The organism is Coleofasciculus sp. FACHB-1120, from assembly GCF_014698845.1.
Taxonomy (GTDB): domain Bacteria; phylum Cyanobacteriota; class Cyanobacteriia; order Cyanobacteriales; family FACHB-T130; genus FACHB-T130.
On the sequence record NZ_JACJTV010000024.1, the window covers coordinates 23,923 to 40,681 of the forward strand.

The 16,759-nt window shown below is 45.6% G+C and carries 14 protein-coding genes; 6 read left to right on the top strand and 8 right to left on the bottom strand.

Annotated elements, in window-relative coordinates; translation table 11 throughout:
* Positions 1-28: 28 nt before the first annotated feature.
* Entirely contained in the window at positions 29-2,386 is a 2,358-nt protein-coding gene (locus H6H02_RS19065; protein ID WP_190820637.1) for a tetratricopeptide repeat protein, read from the bottom strand.
* Between the two features lie 63 nt (positions 2,387-2,449).
* Complete coding sequence (locus tag H6H02_RS19070) at positions 2,450-2,854, bottom strand: hypothetical protein (protein ID WP_199329347.1); 405 nt, start codon at positions 2,852-2,854, stop codon at positions 2,450-2,452.
* A gap of 164 nt (positions 2,855-3,018) precedes the next feature.
* Between H6H02_RS19070 and H6H02_RS19075 the strand changes: the two genes are divergently transcribed.
* Together H6H02_RS19075 and H6H02_RS19080 are read left to right on the top strand one after the other, a co-directional pair.
* Positions 3,019-3,531: a DUF1648 domain-containing protein gene (locus H6H02_RS19075; protein WP_190820639.1), complete on the top strand. Its 513-nt coding sequence runs from the start codon at positions 3,019-3,021 to the stop codon at positions 3,529-3,531.
* 355 nt (positions 3,532-3,886) lie between these two features.
* Entirely contained in the window at positions 3,887-5,851 is a 1,965-nt protein-coding gene (locus H6H02_RS19080) for a hypothetical protein (protein WP_190820641.1), read from the top strand.
* Positions 5,852-5,941: 90 nt separating this feature from the next.
* Here the strand turns inward: H6H02_RS19080 and H6H02_RS19085 are convergent, their stop codons facing one another.
* The gene (locus tag H6H02_RS19085; RefSeq protein WP_190820643.1) at positions 5,942-6,760 is read right to left on the bottom strand and encodes a DUF3598 family protein; all 819 of its coding nucleotides are present in this window, start codon (positions 6,758-6,760) and stop codon (positions 5,942-5,944) included.
* A gap of 33 nt (positions 6,761-6,793) precedes the next feature.
* Entirely contained in the window at positions 6,794-7,696 is a 903-nt protein-coding gene (locus H6H02_RS19090; protein WP_190820645.1) for a permease-like cell division protein FtsX, read from the bottom strand.
* Positions 7,697-7,875: 179 nt separating this feature from the next.
* On the opposite strand from H6H02_RS19090, the gene H6H02_RS19095 reads away from it, so the two are divergent.
* The 4 genes from H6H02_RS19095 to H6H02_RS19110 all read left to right on the top strand — a co-directional run bounded on the left by H6H02_RS19095 (position 7,876) and on the right by H6H02_RS19110 (position 11,226).
* Positions 7,876-8,751, top strand: a complete 876-nt coding sequence (locus H6H02_RS19095) for a GNAT family N-acetyltransferase (protein WP_190820647.1) — start codon at positions 7,876-7,878, stop codon at positions 8,749-8,751.
* A 125-nt stretch (positions 8,752-8,876) separates the two neighbouring features.
* On the top strand, positions 8,877-9,440 hold the full coding sequence (def, locus tag H6H02_RS19100; RefSeq protein WP_190410870.1) for a peptide deformylase: 564 nt from the start codon (positions 8,877-8,879) through the stop codon (positions 9,438-9,440).
* 17 nt (positions 9,441-9,457) lie between these two features.
* Positions 9,458-9,652 (top strand): hypothetical protein, encoded by a 195-nt coding sequence (locus H6H02_RS19105; RefSeq protein ID WP_190410931.1) that lies wholly within the window; start codon positions 9,458-9,460, stop codon positions 9,650-9,652.
* A 215-nt stretch (positions 9,653-9,867) separates the two neighbouring features.
* Positions 9,868-11,226, top strand: a complete 1,359-nt coding sequence (locus H6H02_RS19110; protein WP_190820649.1) for a PrsW family glutamic-type intramembrane protease — start codon at positions 9,868-9,870, stop codon at positions 11,224-11,226.
* Positions 11,227-11,283: 57 nt separating this feature from the next.
* On the opposite strand, the gene H6H02_RS19115 is transcribed toward H6H02_RS19110, so the two are convergent.
* The 4 genes from H6H02_RS19115 to H6H02_RS19130 all read right to left on the bottom strand — a co-directional run bounded on the left by H6H02_RS19115 (position 11,284) and on the right by H6H02_RS19130 (position 16,417).
* Positions 11,284-12,342 (bottom strand): alpha/beta fold hydrolase, encoded by a 1,059-nt coding sequence (locus tag H6H02_RS19115; protein WP_190820777.1) that lies wholly within the window; start codon positions 12,340-12,342, stop codon positions 11,284-11,286.
* Positions 12,343-12,533: 191 nt separating this feature from the next.
* Complete coding sequence (locus H6H02_RS19120; protein ID WP_190820651.1) at positions 12,534-13,139, bottom strand: exopolysaccharide biosynthesis protein; 606 nt, start codon at positions 13,137-13,139, stop codon at positions 12,534-12,536.
* Between the two features lie 928 nt (positions 13,140-14,067).
* Complete coding sequence (locus H6H02_RS19125; RefSeq protein ID WP_190820653.1) at positions 14,068-14,697, bottom strand: hypothetical protein; 630 nt, start codon at positions 14,695-14,697, stop codon at positions 14,068-14,070.
* Between the two features lie 97 nt (positions 14,698-14,794).
* Positions 14,795-16,417, bottom strand: a complete 1,623-nt coding sequence (locus H6H02_RS19130; RefSeq protein WP_190820655.1) for a CHAT domain-containing protein — start codon at positions 16,415-16,417, stop codon at positions 14,795-14,797.
* Positions 16,418-16,759: the final 342 nt, after the last annotated feature.

The window sequence follows — 16,759 nt, forward strand, 5'->3', positions numbered from 1 at the left end:
CATCTTTTTTTAACCGCAAAGAAATCTCTCACCTACGTCGCTGATTCTGACATACTACTTGCCATAGCCATTGTACCCAGCGCCGCACAAAGCCAATTATTGCCTGTATCCAATCCTGTCTAAATATAGATTTATTTAGCTTTCTAAGCCCCCGTCTCATCGTAACTTCTGGAACTACAGGAATTGGTTCGCGTTTAGCCCTAATCTCTGGCGCTCTAATTTGTGTAGTTGGAGTTACCTTCCCTACGGTTTGAATAGCGGTATCACAATTTTTAACTTTTGCAATGAGTCCCATTCCCTGATATAAGTAACGGGCATTTTTATAAGCTTGAATAGCTTCCCACTTGCCCTGTTCTGCTAAAGCTTTTCCTAAATTAAACCAGGTATCAGCTTCCCCATTGCGATAGCCAATCTCCCGGAGTATTGTCAGGGAATGCTGGTAGTATTCAATTGCTAGTGGGTATTGCCCCAGAGAATTGTAAGCATTACCCAAATTTATGAGAGAAATCGCTTCCCCATTGCGATCGCCAATCTCCCGAAATATTGCTAGGGAATGCTGGTAGTATTCAATTGCTGGTTGGTATTGCCCCAGAGAATTGTAAGCATTGCTCAAATTACCGAGAGACCTAGCTTCCCCATTGCGATCGCCAATCTCCCGAAATATTGCTAGGGACTGCTGATAGTATCCAATTGCTAGTGGGTTTTGTCCCAGAGAATCGTAAGCAATGCCCAAATTTATGAGAGAAATCGCTTCCCCATTGCAATCGCCAATCTCTCGAAATATTGGTAGGGACTGCTGAAAGTAATCAATTGCTGGTTGATATTGTCCCAGAGAATTGTAAGCATTGCCCAAATTACCGAGAGACCTAGCTTCCCCATTGCGATCGCCAATCTCCCGAAATATTGCTAGGGACTGCTGATGGTAATCAATTGCTGGTTGATATTGTCCCAGAGAATTGTAAGCATTGCCCAAATTACTGAGAGACCTAGCTTCCCCATTGCGATCGCTAATCTGCCGTGTTATTGCCAGGGACTGCTGATGGTAATCAATTGCTGGTTGGTATTGTCCCAGGGAATTGTGAGCAATGCCCAAGCTATTTAGAGAAGCTGCGAATTCCCAACTCTCGGAGTTATTTTGCTGCCATGCTTCAACTAACTGCCCGTACAGTTCCACTAGGACAGTGTTGTAACCTCGTAAAGCTAGAAAATCTTCACACAGGCGAATAGTGTTGAAGGCGTCGTTATACTCTCCCAACTGATAGCAGTGATAGAAAACTTCTAGATATTCTGCTACATCACTTATTGTCCGCCAGGGTTCTGGTTTGGTATTTTCTTTGTAGTATACGATCGCCTTTTGGTGCGCCTCGGTTAGATCGCCCGCCTTTTGCTTGACATACGCCAAAACGAACGGGTGAAACTGAAACCATCGCCCCCCGTTGTTGTCCTTTTCCTCCTGCAAAAGAGAACGCTTAGCCAACTGCCTTAAATCCTGCTCCGATACATTCTCTCCCGGCAACTGGGCATCTGCCATCGCCGCATTGAAAGCAATCCGATAAACACTCAAATTTAGTAGCAGTCTTTGCAACTTGTCACTGAGTCGGTTAAAGCTAGCATCTAACACCAGGCGCATCCAGATATCAATTTTGCGTCGGTGCAACCCTTTAAGCTTCTCGTCAGTCACTAGCTGGGCTACGTCAGCCAAACCATACCTCTGCAAGTGACTAATTTGCGGATCTGACTCCTCTTCTGCCCGCAAAAAACCTACAACCAGCGTCAGCAGCAGGGGATGCCCTTCTGCCTTTTTCGCAAAATCTAGCAATTCTGTCTCAGTCCCCAGAATCCCCAAAGCCCCTAACAAATTAGCCCCCTCTGCTGGTGACAATCCCGGCAAAGGAAGCCATTGCAACTTAATTTCAGGCAAATCCGGGTGTTCCCGCGTCGTTACCAGAATGACACTCTTACCGCCACATCCCAACCAACCGTGAAAAAACTCTTCGTAGATAGCATCCAACCGCTGCCCATCTTGTTGCAGCAAACTTTCCAGGTTGTCTACGACAAGTAAATACCGCCCCTCCCGCAGATGGTTCACCAACGCATCCACCAGCGACAATTCTGGAATTGCCTCCACAGTTGGCGCGGAAAGTCCCAATCGCAGCAAAATTCGTCGCGCCAACTCGGTAAAAGTCACGCGGCGACTGACATCTACCCAGAATTTTTTATCAAACTCAGCGCTATCTTCTTCGTAGATTTTGGCAGCCAGAGTAGATTTACCAAAGCCACCTAAACCCGTAATGCCAATCAGCCGGATATTTCCATCCGCCATCCATCCCTGGATTTTCTGCCGTTCCTCCGTGCGCCCTTGCCAACAATCCAAGCTGGGGCGCATTTCATCGACGTTAGCTGAGTTTTGAACTGGTTGAGGTTTAGTTCCTTGATTGTCTACCAGCAGTCAGTGGTTGTTGATGGTGTCACCAAACTGCACGCTTTCAGAATTAACTGTTTCTACTTGATAGCCCTTGGCATTATCCCGGTTAATCTGAGTCCTGCTATTGTCCTGAGTGTTGCTGATGTGAATTTCTTTAGCCATAATCTGAATCTCTTCGGCAAATGCTGGCTCTTTATCCATGCAAGCCTGCAAATATTCAGCAATCTGCACTAATTCTGACTTTGAGCCTTGCTCAACGGCTTTCATAGCTCTTTCTGCTTCTGGATTCCCTCGTAATTTATTCCAAATTTTCTGGCGTAGAGGATTTACCTTTTCAATGGCAATTTCCATCAACTTACCAGCGCTACCTTCTATCATTCCGCCAAAGGCAATTTCTATAATCTTTGCTGCTGTAAATCCAAGTACCATCTGTCACTGATTCGCTATGCTTGCCATTTGGTTGTAGCCCATCAACCCTCTATCTGCCAATGTTAAGATTGATGGCTTTACTAACTTTTCTCTAACTACGGCAATTGACTTTAGAGATAAAATGTGTATTAAATATATGCCGTTCTTGCCTAGCAATTCACCCTATGACGAGGAATCCATCAAATCAACGACCGATTTTGACAATAGCGCGATCGCCGCTAAGTTGGATATTAGAAATAGTGGCAGTTGCAGGTATTTTTTGCATCATTGTAATCACTCTGCAATCTTGGGCAAATCTACCCAATACTATTCCCATCCATTTTGAGATGGGAGGGAAACCAGATGCTATGGGTAGCAAAAAATTAATCTGGCTTTTCCCCAGCTTATCTATTTTAGTTTATGTAGCGTTTACAGTGCTGCGTCAGTTTCCCCATACTTTTAACTATATTTGGGGAATTACAGAGCAAAATGTCGCTAAACAATATCAGCTAGCCGTTAATTTATTAGACTGGAATAAGGCAGAAATTATGTGGATATTTGCATTTATAGAATGGCAAATTATCCAGGTGAGTTTGGGACACTCTGCTGAATTGAGCGTCGATTTCTTTTCTGTAGTAATGCCATTGTTTATTATCACAAATGGGCTGTATTTTTGGCAAGCATATCAGGCTCGTTAGTTAAGTTTATATACTAGGCGATTATAAATCGCAGCTACACAGGCAAAGTCCGCCGTCGCGGACTGATAAATTGAAACCCGCGCAGGTGGGTTTTGTATGTATAGCCGCGAATTCTATTCGCCAGGGCATTTATCAAACCTTACCCCGCAATTCTGCTAATTCTTCCCGAACAGATAAAGGCGAATATCCTAATGTTAATGCTTCTAGTAGCCGATTTTGCTCATCTTCGCTAAGGCGTTGAGCTTGACTTAGGACTTCCTCATAGCTAGGCAGCGATCGCCTCCATCTTTTCCAAAATGCGATTGCGTCTCTTTCTCATGCCAAAATCAGAGCATCTGAATTATCTATGTTGCGAATGAAGCGTCTTACAATTTTTCGTCATACAGCGACAGCATCCGTACTGTCAGCAGTATTGGCTTGCAGTACCAAAACCACTTCCTTTTCTAGAGCAAATACACCGAGTCCTATTGCATCTCCATCCATTACCAAAGATGCAAATGGTTTAGTTCAGATTCAGCCGCTACCCGTCGATGCGAAGCTTCAGAACCAGTGGACACCTGAACTGGAAAAAGAGTTTCAGCAAAGAGCAAATGAGGTTATTCGCTACTACACGGGTAAAAAATACAACAACAACAGTGGAGAAAACGAAAAGCAAACTTATCCTCTTGCCATGTTTGACTTTTTAGCTGGCAACCGAGAGAAAGCGATCGCTTTTTTGGAAAAGGAAGACAAACAAGCCCCAGATAATGCCCACACGGACGGGATTGACTATTACTATTCTTTTACCCTTAAAGGTCAAATTAGAAAATATTTTTTCTTTAGCAAATTTCTAGATTCTGCCTACAAACAACGGATGTTTAATGGGGCGAAAAAATGGACAAAGCAAGATCCCAATGGTCGTCCCCACCCGATTTACGGGAGAGGTCGTGGCGGTGATGGTTGGGGGCCAGATGTGCGTGGTAGCTGGGTGGATGGGCGCAATACCGATAATCTTAGAGCGATGCGCGAGATATCGGTTTATCTAATGGCAGAGGAAACAGGTAATGAAGATGTGCGCCAGTTATACAAAAAGAAAATTCAGCGATATGTCTGGGCACTTTATCACATCGGGATGGGCGAGTGGGATTCAGAAAATTACCACGGTCATACCCTAGCTGCGTACCTTAACCTCTATGATTTTGCGAAAGATCCGGAAGTAAAACAACTCGGTAAAGCTGCTCTTGATTGGCTTTGTGCTGCGGGGGCAGTGAAGTATTATCATGGCGGTTTTGGAGGGCCAACGAAGCGAGATTATAACAAAAGTAACGTTGTTTATGGTTCGTCTGCCGCTCGTTTACTGTGGCTATATTTTGGGGATAATTCCCTGCCTAACCCTAAACCAGAACATGATTCAATTCACATCATTACTAGCGCATATCGTCCTCCTCTAGCAGTTGTGGCATTAGCACGTAAGCAGTTTAAGAAGCCGGTTGAACTACTCGCTACAAAACCAATTTATGAAAATTGGAAGCCTGGAGGAGAAGACCGACCGGGTTATTGGGAAACTACATTTTTCGGCAACACTTATCAGATGGGTAGCGTAGCGGGTGAGTTTAGCGATGGTGATGTTGGCACTTTCAAGTTGATGGCTGAAAATTCTCAGCGAGGGGTTGATTATTTTGTCGTTAACACGGGCGACGATAGAATGAAATCAGGAAAAAACCCAGGCGATCAAATAGGACAGTTCCGCAATTTGGCGCTTTGGCTACGACCTGCTTCTGATAAATATTTTTTCTTGCAGCTACCTAAAACAGCGAAAGTAGAAATAGAAGATAAGCTTTGGTTTATTAAACTAGAAAAAACTTGGCTCGCGATTCATCCAATTAATCTTAGTTCTACTACTGAAGTAACGATTCAAGATAAGAAAGCGGCGCAGCTTTATCAAGATGAAAGGACATTAAGAGTCAGCACAACAGGTAATCAATATGCTGGCTTTGCTCTAGAAGTAGGGGAAGCAAAAACGACGGGTAGCTATGAGAACTTTAAAAAAAGCGTAAAGAGTAAGTCTCAATTAGATTTAAGCTTAATAGCAACAGGGACTGTGCAACTTAGAGGAACAACTAGCGATACTCTCAAAATTACACATAATGCTAAGAACGAGCTACCGATTCTTGTCCGGAACGGCGTGCAACATAATTGGGTTGAAAATTTTGAACTCTACAAGTCGCCTGGAGGGGATAGCCCTATTTCGCTTGGCTGGAAAACAGGAACACTTCGTGTTGAAGCGGGTGGTTCAGTGTTTGAAGAGGCGGTTTCAAAGGATGGGAAGGTAAGGTTTTAATTATTTATTTAACGCAAAGGTACGCGAAGGTACGGGCAAAGGTTCGCAAAGTTAAAAGTCTTTTGCGGTTTTATATGTTAAGGGTGTTTGTTACACTTTACGCTCTGTAACTAGGGTAAGACTAATCCATTCCCCTTTATCGCTATAGCGGCGAATCATTCGCTGGCGCAGATCGGGCTGCAATAACCAACCTACTTCTAGAACAAAAGATTGGCCCGTTTTTACTTGCAGCGGACAATTGGAAGAAGCACCATCCGGTAAGAACAACACTTGAACGGGTAAGGAACCTTGCTCAAAGCAGAGAATGTTACCATTCATTCTTGCAGTTGAGCTAAAAGTACGATCGCCAAAGCTCAATTGCTGAATTACGTTTCCACTCTCTTCATAATCAACTTTGAGCTTGGTGGAATAAGTATCGGGTGAGCGATAATCTGGATAGATTGTTACTGCTTCTCCCTGCCATTCTCCTATCAATTGGTCTAGGGTTAGATGTGGGCGTTCCGGAACGTCTGAACCAGCTAGCTTTTCTCGAATTAAGGTAATTTTATCTAATTGTCCATTTTGATTAAATATCTGTACCAAACGCAGACGCCGATGCCCATCAATTAAGCCAAGTTCAGCTCCAAATTCGGAAAAAGGAGCTAGTTGAATTGAACCTTGGGAAAATGCTCCATTTTCAAAAAATAGAACGCTTTTTCCTAAAGAACTATATTCGAGAACTTTCTCGTCTGGGGGTTGGCCGGCTGGTAAGCGGCGGATGATTTGGCGAATCGTTTGGTTATTGTCTAGGCCTTCTAGGGAAACAACGGTAGGAGTATCTTCCAGTAATTCTCCAGTGGGTGAGAGGCGGGTAAAGGAACCTTGCCATTCCCCTAAATTTTGCAGCAAACGTTCCCATTGCGATGCCATAAAAATTCTGAGTTTTGAGTAGTTAACTGCCAACTATCGCAAAGCAAACCGGCGGACAGCAAACAAACTCCCCATCAAGCCGACTGAACCGCCTAAACAAAGCAAAATTAGCGGCAACAATAAAACTTGTAGAGGACTTAATTGTAGTCCGTTTACGAGAAATTGAATAAAATCGGGCTGGGCTGATAAGAAGTTGCTTAAAGTACGCTGAATCGTGCTAATGAGAACCCAAGCGATCGCTGCCCCAACTAAACCAAAGCTAATGCCTTGTAATATAAACGGTAGATAAATCCAAGCTGTCGTTGCTCCCACCAGTTGCATAATCTCGATCTCGCGCCGTCGTGCCATCACAATCAGGCGAATCGTTGTGGTAATTACTGCAACTGCGGTCATCGTTAGGACAGTAGTGATCGTGAGACTTACGTAGCTCAAACCTTTATTGAGCTGAGCCAGCCGTTGTACCGCCTCATCTACATACTGCACGTCATCCACCCCTGGAACTTTCCCCAGTTTTTGAGCTAAAAGGGGCACTGCCTCGGAAGTCCGCGCCTTCACTTTCAACTCATCCACCAGAGGATTCCCTTCGAGTTGCTGGGTGGCACCATCAATCTCTGACATTCCCAGTTCTTTTACCAAGGATTCCCAAGCTTGCTCTTTGGAAATGGTTTTTACATCCACCACTTCTGGCATTTTTCCCACGATTGGGGCAACAAGTTCCACCCGCGCTCCGGGATCTAAATATACCGATACTTCCACCTGGCTCCCAAATTGAGTCAGCAGGCGTTCTAGCTGCCAGGATGCCTGTAAACTCATGCCGAATAGGAACAGCAAAACGGTAACGGTGCTGATTGCCGCCCAATTCATCCACCCTCCACGCCGCAATCCTAGGAAAGTTTCGCGCAGCAGGTAGTCCAGTTTACTCAGGAATTTAAACACGAATTTCCTCCTCAACCACAGCCATTATCAGAGAGTTTATAGCATGGGCGTTCCATTCTTTGAAAAGTGGATTTTAGGGCTGCATTAGATTCTACTCTCCCGAACCGCTACCACTTGCCTTGAAAGCCTAAGTTGTTGTAGTATTTGTAGTATAAAACCTTAATAATTATGCTTAAGTTATGAATCAGTATCGCTTTAAGCGGTCATTCTCTAGTGACTCCAGTTTAAGTAATAAGTTGTTTGACTTAGTTGAAATCGTATTTCCTGGAATAGGGAAGTTAACAGAATGTGGAAGAAAATTAGGCGCATCCTGGGAAGATGCTTCGACTCCGTTTATTCGCTTTCATGACGGCATAGCTATTACCCATGTAGGAGTGTTAGAAATTCCTATGCAAATTATGGGACAAATGGTGACGGTGGGGGGAGTACATGGAGTATGCACGAGGACGGAATTTCGCAGGCGCGGCTACTACCGCGAAGTGATGGAGGAGGCGCTAGAATATTGCGATAAACGCTACGAGACGCTGGTATTGACAACACCAAACCCAGAGTTTTATACGCCTTTCGGTTTTCGTAAATTAGAAGAATACGTGTTTAAAGTTAGATGGGATTCTCGGAGTAGCAGGGATGGTTTTAGAATACTGAATTTTGATAATGACAAAGATTTGAAATTGTTACACAGACTATTAGAAACTCGGACACCTGTTTCTAATATTGTTGGAGTGGTGAAAGAGAAAGCCGTATTTTGCTTCAATGAAGGAAGTCTCCCTATATACTATGCGGAAGATTTGGGTTTAATCGCTTGCATGGAGATAAAAGATACCCAACTCCACCTTTTTGATATCGTGGCAACGCAGATATGCCCATTGAAAGAAATCATCGACAGAATACCCCAAACCATTGAAGAGGTAACGATATACTTTAGCCCTGAACTTTTGGATGCAGGAGATATCAAGGCATTTCCCCACGAATTTGATGAGACGGTGCTGATGGTGAGGGGGACATTCGCAGCAGAGGGAGAAAAATTTATGCTACCGCGTTCGGCACGTTGTTGATGAAAGTAGGTGTTGGCGACGAGAGTAAGGGAGTTAAGTAGTAAGGGAGCCAACAACTGAGAACTGTTAAGATAAAAAAACTCCACCCATTGAACATATAAGCTGTATCTGCGAGCCAGAATGCTATGACGACTGAAGTTGCCGTCGAAAAGAAAAAGTTAGAAAAACCGCCATTAGAAATTCACTATATGGGTGATCGCGTCCTGCGTCAGCCAGCTAAACGTATTGCCAAGGTAGACCAGGAAATCCGGCAGCTGATTCGGGAGATGCTGCAAACCATGTACAGCGCAGATGGCATCGGTTTGGCAGCCCCCCAAGTGGCAGTGCAAAAACAGCTGATTGTCATTGACACCGAACCGGATAACGCCGCTAATCAGCCTTTAGTGTTGATTAACCCGACTATCAAGAAATTCGGGCGCGACTTGTGTATGTTTCAAGAAGGCTGTCTTTCTATTCCTGGCGTTTATATCGACGTGAAGCGCCCGGAAATGGTGGAAGTGGCTTTTAAAGACGAACAGGGACGCCCCCGCACCATGAAGGCGACTGGGCTACTCTCCCGCGCCATTCAGCACGAGATGGATCACCTCAATGGGGTGCTGTTTGTGGATCGTGTGGAAAATGCGATCGCTTTGAATGAGGAGCTGAAAAAGCATGGCTTCTCGGCTCAAGCTGTTAAGCCAGTAGCTTAAGGATATCACCGCCCATGATGACCCCGAAAAGTGGTGTATTTTTGCTCGGTTCTTGCGTAGCAGCGATCGCTGCCGTTGGCTCCATTTTTGAACTCGCTTCTGGAAACCCCGACTTGGGCAACTTGCCTACAGGGATCATCCTGGCTGCCAGTATTCCTCTCGTAGGATTTCTGTTCTATGCCGCAGTTCGGGAAGCCAACTCTCACCAATAAATAGCATTGAATCAGGGTGATAGAAATCAACAAAAATCACCTACCAAAGCTTGAGACCCGATTTCTTGAAGAAATCGGGTTTCTTCTGATAGGGTTTTTTGTGATGAGGTGCTGAGTTGTTAGCTTTTAGCCGGACAGAGGGGGTCAATCCCAGCCTCTACAACTCCCCACTAATTGCTAAGCTATCGCTAATCGCTTTCTCGCAATCTACTAAAATGACAGGCCAGAGCTACACAAGTGGGTTTCTCCGGCTGCTTTCTACTGGTGCTGCTGGTACACCACTGCCCCCATACTTGCTTCCGCTCGATCGGGAGGTCGTGATTGGGCGCGAACCCAGTTGTCAAATTGTGTTGGATTCTAACCAACATGGTGTTGTATCCAGGCGTCATGCGGCAATCCGTCCCCTGACTCAGTCGGGAGTAGCACCCAATTGGCAAATTTGCGATCTTGATAGTGCCAATGGTACCTACGTGAACGGGAGACGCTTACAGGGATGTCAAATGTTGCACGCAGGCGATCGCATTGAGTTGGGGCAAAACGGCACAGAATTTATTTTTGAGTTCCAAGTCCCCTCGATTAAAACTCAATTGTCGTCTCAGCCGTTTGCACCTGTGCAGCCATCCCAGCCAGAAGGAGTAACATTTACCCAGTTATTTCCGATCTTTTCTACCGGACGAGATTTAACGAAAAAAGCTTATCTAGTACCGGGGATGGTCACAGTCGGATTTGTGGTACTGATGTTTGCCGCTGTCGGCGAGTCGGTAGTATTCAATCTGTTGCTGGCAGCTTATCTCGCTTGGGCAGCTTATTACTTTGTCTACCAACTTTGCGGCAAGCATAAGCCTTGGTGGGTACTCCTGGGTTCAGCCGTCACAACCGCGTTGATTTTGGTGAGTCCAGTCTTACTAGCTTTTATCTATGTTTTTCGTGGTATTTTGCCCGGAGACGTAGAAGCGGTACTCCGCGGTTCGGAACAGGTTAGTTTGATCGACTTTCCCAGTTTGCTAATCCGAATGTTTTTCGGGGCAGGATTAATGGAGGAGTTGCTCAAGGCGTTGCCGGTGCTGGGATTGTATTTTATTGGGCGGGGATTTCGCTCTCCCTTGCGCGATCGCATTGGCGTCTGGGAACCCTTAGATGGAATCCTGCTGGGAACCGCCTCAGCAGTTGGCTTCACGCTTTTAGAAACCCTGGGTCAATACATACCCCAGATTATCCAAAATGTGACGCTGCAAGCTGGAGAAGGCGCTGGGGAATTGGTGGGATTGCAACTCTTGATTCCCCGAATTTTAGGATCGGTGGCAGGGCACATGGCTTACAGCGGCTATCTAGGTTATTTCATTGGGCTGAGTGCCCTGAAGCCCAAGAAGCGCTGGACAATTTTGCTGATTGGTTATTTGACAGCATCAGGACTCCATGCGTTGTGGAACGCTACAGGCGCTGTCAGCGGCTTGTTGTTGGCGGTGGTGGGAATCATTTCCTATGCCTTTTTGACCGCCGCAATTCTCAAAGCGCGGGCTTTATCTCCAACGCGAAATTCAAATTTTGCCACCCGTTTTACTGCCCCGCCATAGTTAGTAGTGCAATTAAAAATTAAGAATGTAAAATGGCAACTCTTACATTTTGCATTTTTAGTTTTTAATTTCCTTGCACCATTCTAAAATTCGATTCCACGCCCACCAAGGATCGGGATCTCCTGCTTGACGCTGACATTCTCGACTGCTGATGTAGCCAACATGACCACCATATTGTGTCAGCACTAAACTAATGTCAGGATTGCGATCACTAGCCGCTTGCAACTCAGGCACAATTGAAGGGTCAAACATCGGATCGTCAGCGGCGTACAGAATCAGAGTCGGTTTTTTAAAGTGAGGCAACAGGTGTAAGGCACTGCTGGCGTCATAATACGCTTCGACGGATGGAAAGCCCAATCGCCCGATTACCAGCTCATTGTCAAAGCCCCAAATGCTGTTAGCCTGCTCAATCGCTGCGGGATCGATTGCTTCAGGATGAGCATGATAAACGCGCCATGCCAGTCTTTTTAATTCTCGCGCGATCGCTTGTTCTAAATACTTACCTAACGGATGTTTCACCAAATAAGATAGGGAACGGTTGGAATCCAGGCTGGGACAAATCACCGCAGCCCCCCCAATTTCCCTTTCTTGCAACCCTAGTTCCTGGCTTCTCCCAGTTAACAACTGCTGTGACGCTTTCACCGCCCATAGGGCTAGTTGCCCTCCTAACGAGTACCCCGTGAACCAAAACGGTGCAGGACAACCCATCGCCTTAGCTTGGGCAGCAATGTAGACAAAATCTTCTCCCTCGTACAAGCCATCAGAAGTCAAGGTAGGAGACAACTGAGCGGTTTTTCCGTGGGCACGCCAATCAAATAGCACCACTGCATAACCTTGTGCAAATGCTTTGCGACCCAACAGTCTCAGAAACCATTGATTCTCCAAATCGCCAGTAATGCCATAAGTACCCACAATCGTACTGTGAGGGCGATCGGGGATGGCAACCCAACCATAAATTGGCACTTCTCCAGCACCTGTAAAAGTTGTCTCCTGATAACTTGGCTCCGGATCTACAGATGTCTTCTCCCATTCACGCCCCGCCCGCAAAGCGGTATATAAGGTCATTGCCAGACCATTTCTCAACAACCTAGGCGGCGTATAGGACAAATTCGGCATCAACAAGCGCATCTGTGGAGTTCTGAGAATTATCTGAGCATTAACTTAATACAGCTTAACAAAGTAACGCCGCGTGCCTAAATCCTATTGAAATATTGAAAAACAATCATGGTAAAGGTATCGAGATATACGTCTCTACCCTTCTATCTCGTAACCCTAAAAAACGAGAAATTGCTAAATTATAGAATTCACTAAAACAAGTTTTGCAGAAACGAACTCAACGCTTGCCAGAAGGTGCCAGCCGCCACTGCAAACAATAAAGTAATTGCAGCAGTTAGTCCATAGCTGAAACACATCAATAACCCATCAGCTTCTAACATAGCGATGACGAGTAGCAAAATCCCAATGGTTGGAATCGGATTCGTAAAAGGGATGGGTAACATCAGCAACACAGACAGCCATGCAATACAAAGCCCGTTTAATTGCCAAATTTGAGGATTTTCTGCGAGCCAGCGTAACCGAGGACGAGTTACTTTCTCCAGAAACCCCGTGACTTTTTGCAGGTTTTTTAAAAGTTGCTGGGCAAACCAGCGGGGAAATTGGAACTTACGAATTCTTTTAGGTAGCCAAGGAAAACGCTGCCCTAAAGCCATTTGCAACGCTAATATCAAGCTGCCGCTACCCAAAATCACTGTAAATCCGGGTGGCATCGGAAACAGAAACGGCAAAACCAGTAACGCGATAACTAAACTGAAGCCCCGTTCAGAAGTTTCTGCCAGAACATCCGCTAGAGTTAACGGTTGATTCGCTAACTTTTCTAGAAGAGATTTGATATTTTGAGAGAATCTGAGGTGCATGGGGTGTTGAATTCTCGGCTTCTAGATTAACTTGTTTTCAATAAATAAACATCTTTATTTAATTTTAATGTAGAGTCGGTTTGATTTTTAAAACGACATTTAAAGATTGGCTAGAGAAAAAAATGTAGTGGTGTAAAGCAAAGCAACCCCTGCTTCTACAGACAGAACCATTAAATAAATGCCATTCAATATGGATTTTATCGAGGAGGCTCTCATTGCTGGCTGTAGCACAAGATGTTTACACAATTGCGATCCCTACTTTATTTTAGCTAGCCATTCTGTCCGATGAGAATACCTTAGGAGATACTAAATCTTGCAGTTGGTTACTCACTTAGGAACAACAACTAGCGATGCACCCGCCGCAAAGAGTGCTGTTAACCTCCCGAAGACGGAGGTGTTTTAGAAGGGGTGAGCAAATTGGGCAAAAGCCTGACTTCGCCAAGCGTCCATTACTCTAACCAAAAAAGCCACAGATTGAGAATACCTCCGAGGCTAGCTGGGTATCCTTTCCAGGGATTCCGTAATGGGGAAATTATTGTACCTGCCCAAGACGCTCCTGAACCAGTGGAAGCGATCGCCTATCGGGGTCAGAAAAATATAATGATGTTTTGTAACAAAAATTCTACTTCTTGCATAAAAACCGGAATTAGACCGATATCTATACAGAGGGGACGGGTCTACCGACAAGCAGACCCTTGTTAACACCCCTCAAATCCTCTCCCACGTCGTCCATAGGAGCCTCTAGAATGACTGATTAAATGAACTGTTGGCTAAATTAAGTCGAACTCGATCGGCACTACAAGGCAGCCAGGACATAGAAGTACACTTTCTAATTCCTTGTCTGAGGCTCTATCGGGTTATTACTGAAGCACCAATCAAAACGAAAATTACGCCTGATACTACTCAGAGAATAAAGCCGGTAAAGTGTCTACTCAGGGGACTGATTTTGTGCTGAAGGATCAAGGTCGTTGAGTTGTCTAAGTGCATACCGGGCAACTGCTAAACTCAACCGTGCCCGTTCGCTCTCCGATAACTCATCCCAATCACCTGGGCGGGCAATGTCAGCCTCTGAGCCTCGCATGGCGGAAGCCAAAGGACGTGCCCACACTTGCAACACATCTTCTCCCCACTCCGGCAGCAGCTCTTGAACGCACTGTACCATCTGATCCGCAATGGACAAAGGGCTTGATACAACCTGTTGGGCTTTGTGAGCGATCGCATCCAGCCAAGCTTGGGGAACGCGGGCGGCGAACCGTTCGCTCAAACTAGATGTAATTGTAATCTCTACAGCTTTCGGCACAACTGCCACATTCGCATTCGCCCAACATTGGTCAAACTTTGCGTAGAGCGCTTGCGACCCTCTGCTGATTTCTTCATCTAACCATCCCTCAAGCTCAAACCCTTGTTCCAGCTCTGTCCAATAAGCTTCCGCATTTGGATCGGCAGGATTCCAGGGATAGGGAGCTTCATCAGGCTGAAGGAGTGTTTCTAGTAGCTCTGCTTGCACTTGAGAAAGAGAATTTTCATAACATTCTGAATTGATTGATTTCCTTACCATCACGATGCTCCTGTGTCTTTATATACCGTTCTTTGCAGGGGTAGATACAGCGGCACTTTAGCGAGTTCCGTAAATATTATTTAGCAGTCCATATTCTTTAGAGCGATCGCTTTAAGTGTGCCCTAGACATCGCTCTATCTTGATTAATGAACTCCCAAGTCTCACTCTGCATACTCCCAAACTTTATCTGATCTCCCGATTGCAAAGGTACTTCCCGATGATAGACTTCCTGCCAACCATTATTAGGTCTTAAAATGTACGTGCCGTACCGAGATATATCTTTTAGCAAATAAGTAAGTTGACCGTCCGGGAGAGCATCACAAAGAATTTCAGCGTGTTCTCGAGAAACTTCCTGTTTTCTGATCACCAAGTCATTGCCATCCGGATTACGACCCACTCGCAAAATCGTGCCCCTAATTAGGGAAACTTCGCCAGTTCCTATCGAACGGAGATAGGCAGAAGATAAAGGCAGTGCAGTCACTGTCTCCGGTTCAATCAGCTTCCCCTCAAAATCCGGGTGCATATAGAGAATCGGCAAAGTCCAGGCTGGTTGGTTGAACTTGTAAAGCGTCAACAACTTTTGCCTTGCCACCGCCACCGCCTCATCAATGGGCATTCGTGCTGTTAGAGCTTGTGCAAAAGCCTGAATAAACGACAGAGCCTCCTCATCGGCAATCGAGTCGCGCATTCCCAAAACTGCTGGAACACCGTGATGGATTAATACCTCTGCCAAACTGCTGCGGGGCAAACTTTGTTGGTTGTGCCGTTCTGGTTGAGCGCCCCAACAGGCATTAAACACTGCCAGCGTCACCTGGCGGCGAACCAAAACCTGGGCTAACTCTGTACCATTGATCCTGGCATCAGGTCGCAAAAACAGTAATCCACCATCCGCTGCCGGGACGCCATGACCGGCATAAAACAAGATGTTGTAATTTTCAGTTTCCAGGCGTGAAATCAATTCTGCTTTTGTAGGTTGTAAAAGCGTATCTACATTGCACAGAACTGTCGCACCCGTGTTTTCGCCCTCTGCGTATAAGCTTGGTCGTCCGCAGCGTTCCAAAATATTAGCCAGCGCCTCTGCTTCTTGTTCCAGCTGTAAGTTGGGAGCAATTTCGCTTTTAGTATCATGTCCAAGTACCAACAGAATGTTTAAATCTGGTTTTAAGCGCTGGCGTGGCAGCGGATCAACTGCATAGCTAGTCCGACTAAACAAAAGTTGTTGTGATAGGGAAATCGCCTGTTTCCCTGGTTCGGGCTGCATAATTTCCCAAGGCACAGGAATTAATTCTGGGTCTAAAATTTCTAACCGCAGTCGCAGACGCTTTTCCCGCCCAATTGCAATTCCCTGGCTTTGAGCGAAACTATTTTGAATTTCCCCATTAAATAACCACTTCCAGAGGCTGATTCCTAAGTCTTGCATCAGACGAGCCGTATACGGAAGTGTCTGACCGTTGGCATTCAGAGGATCGGGTGAAGCTGTCGAGGGGAGCGGGATTGCCTGATGCACCAACGGGACATCAGGTAGTCCCCGTGGGGAAAACACTTCCTGCCATGCTAGCCACTTTTGGGTCAACATTTCAGGCCAAGTACAGTCATGCAGGACGTGACCACCCGGACAGGGTGCCGTCCTCACCAAAATGGCAAAATGTTCTGCCCCAAGGGTAGTTTTAGAGAGCCGATCGATGGCTAAACTGAGGCAGGGATTCTCAGACTGGTACATTCTAAAGACATTAACCTTAAACCAAGCACTATACGAGGTTTTTTATCAGTCTACCCGAACAGCAGGAGAATACTCACCGAATATTCTTCACTCACTCTTGTCGCTTCAAATCAGGTTATTGAAGAGATGTTTTAGGTTGAGCGATTCACTATCAATCGTTTTTGGGTAGTGAATCGTGAGTAATAGGTCACAATCCCCTAAGAGTCGTTGCCAGCAGCAAAAAACAACTGAGCTAGAGACGCGATAAATTGCACCTTTATCAATTGGCTAATCCCTCCCAACTAGGGACTATCCGAGAACACCGAACCCTGACAAAAACCTAAGCCCTAATAATTAAAGGCT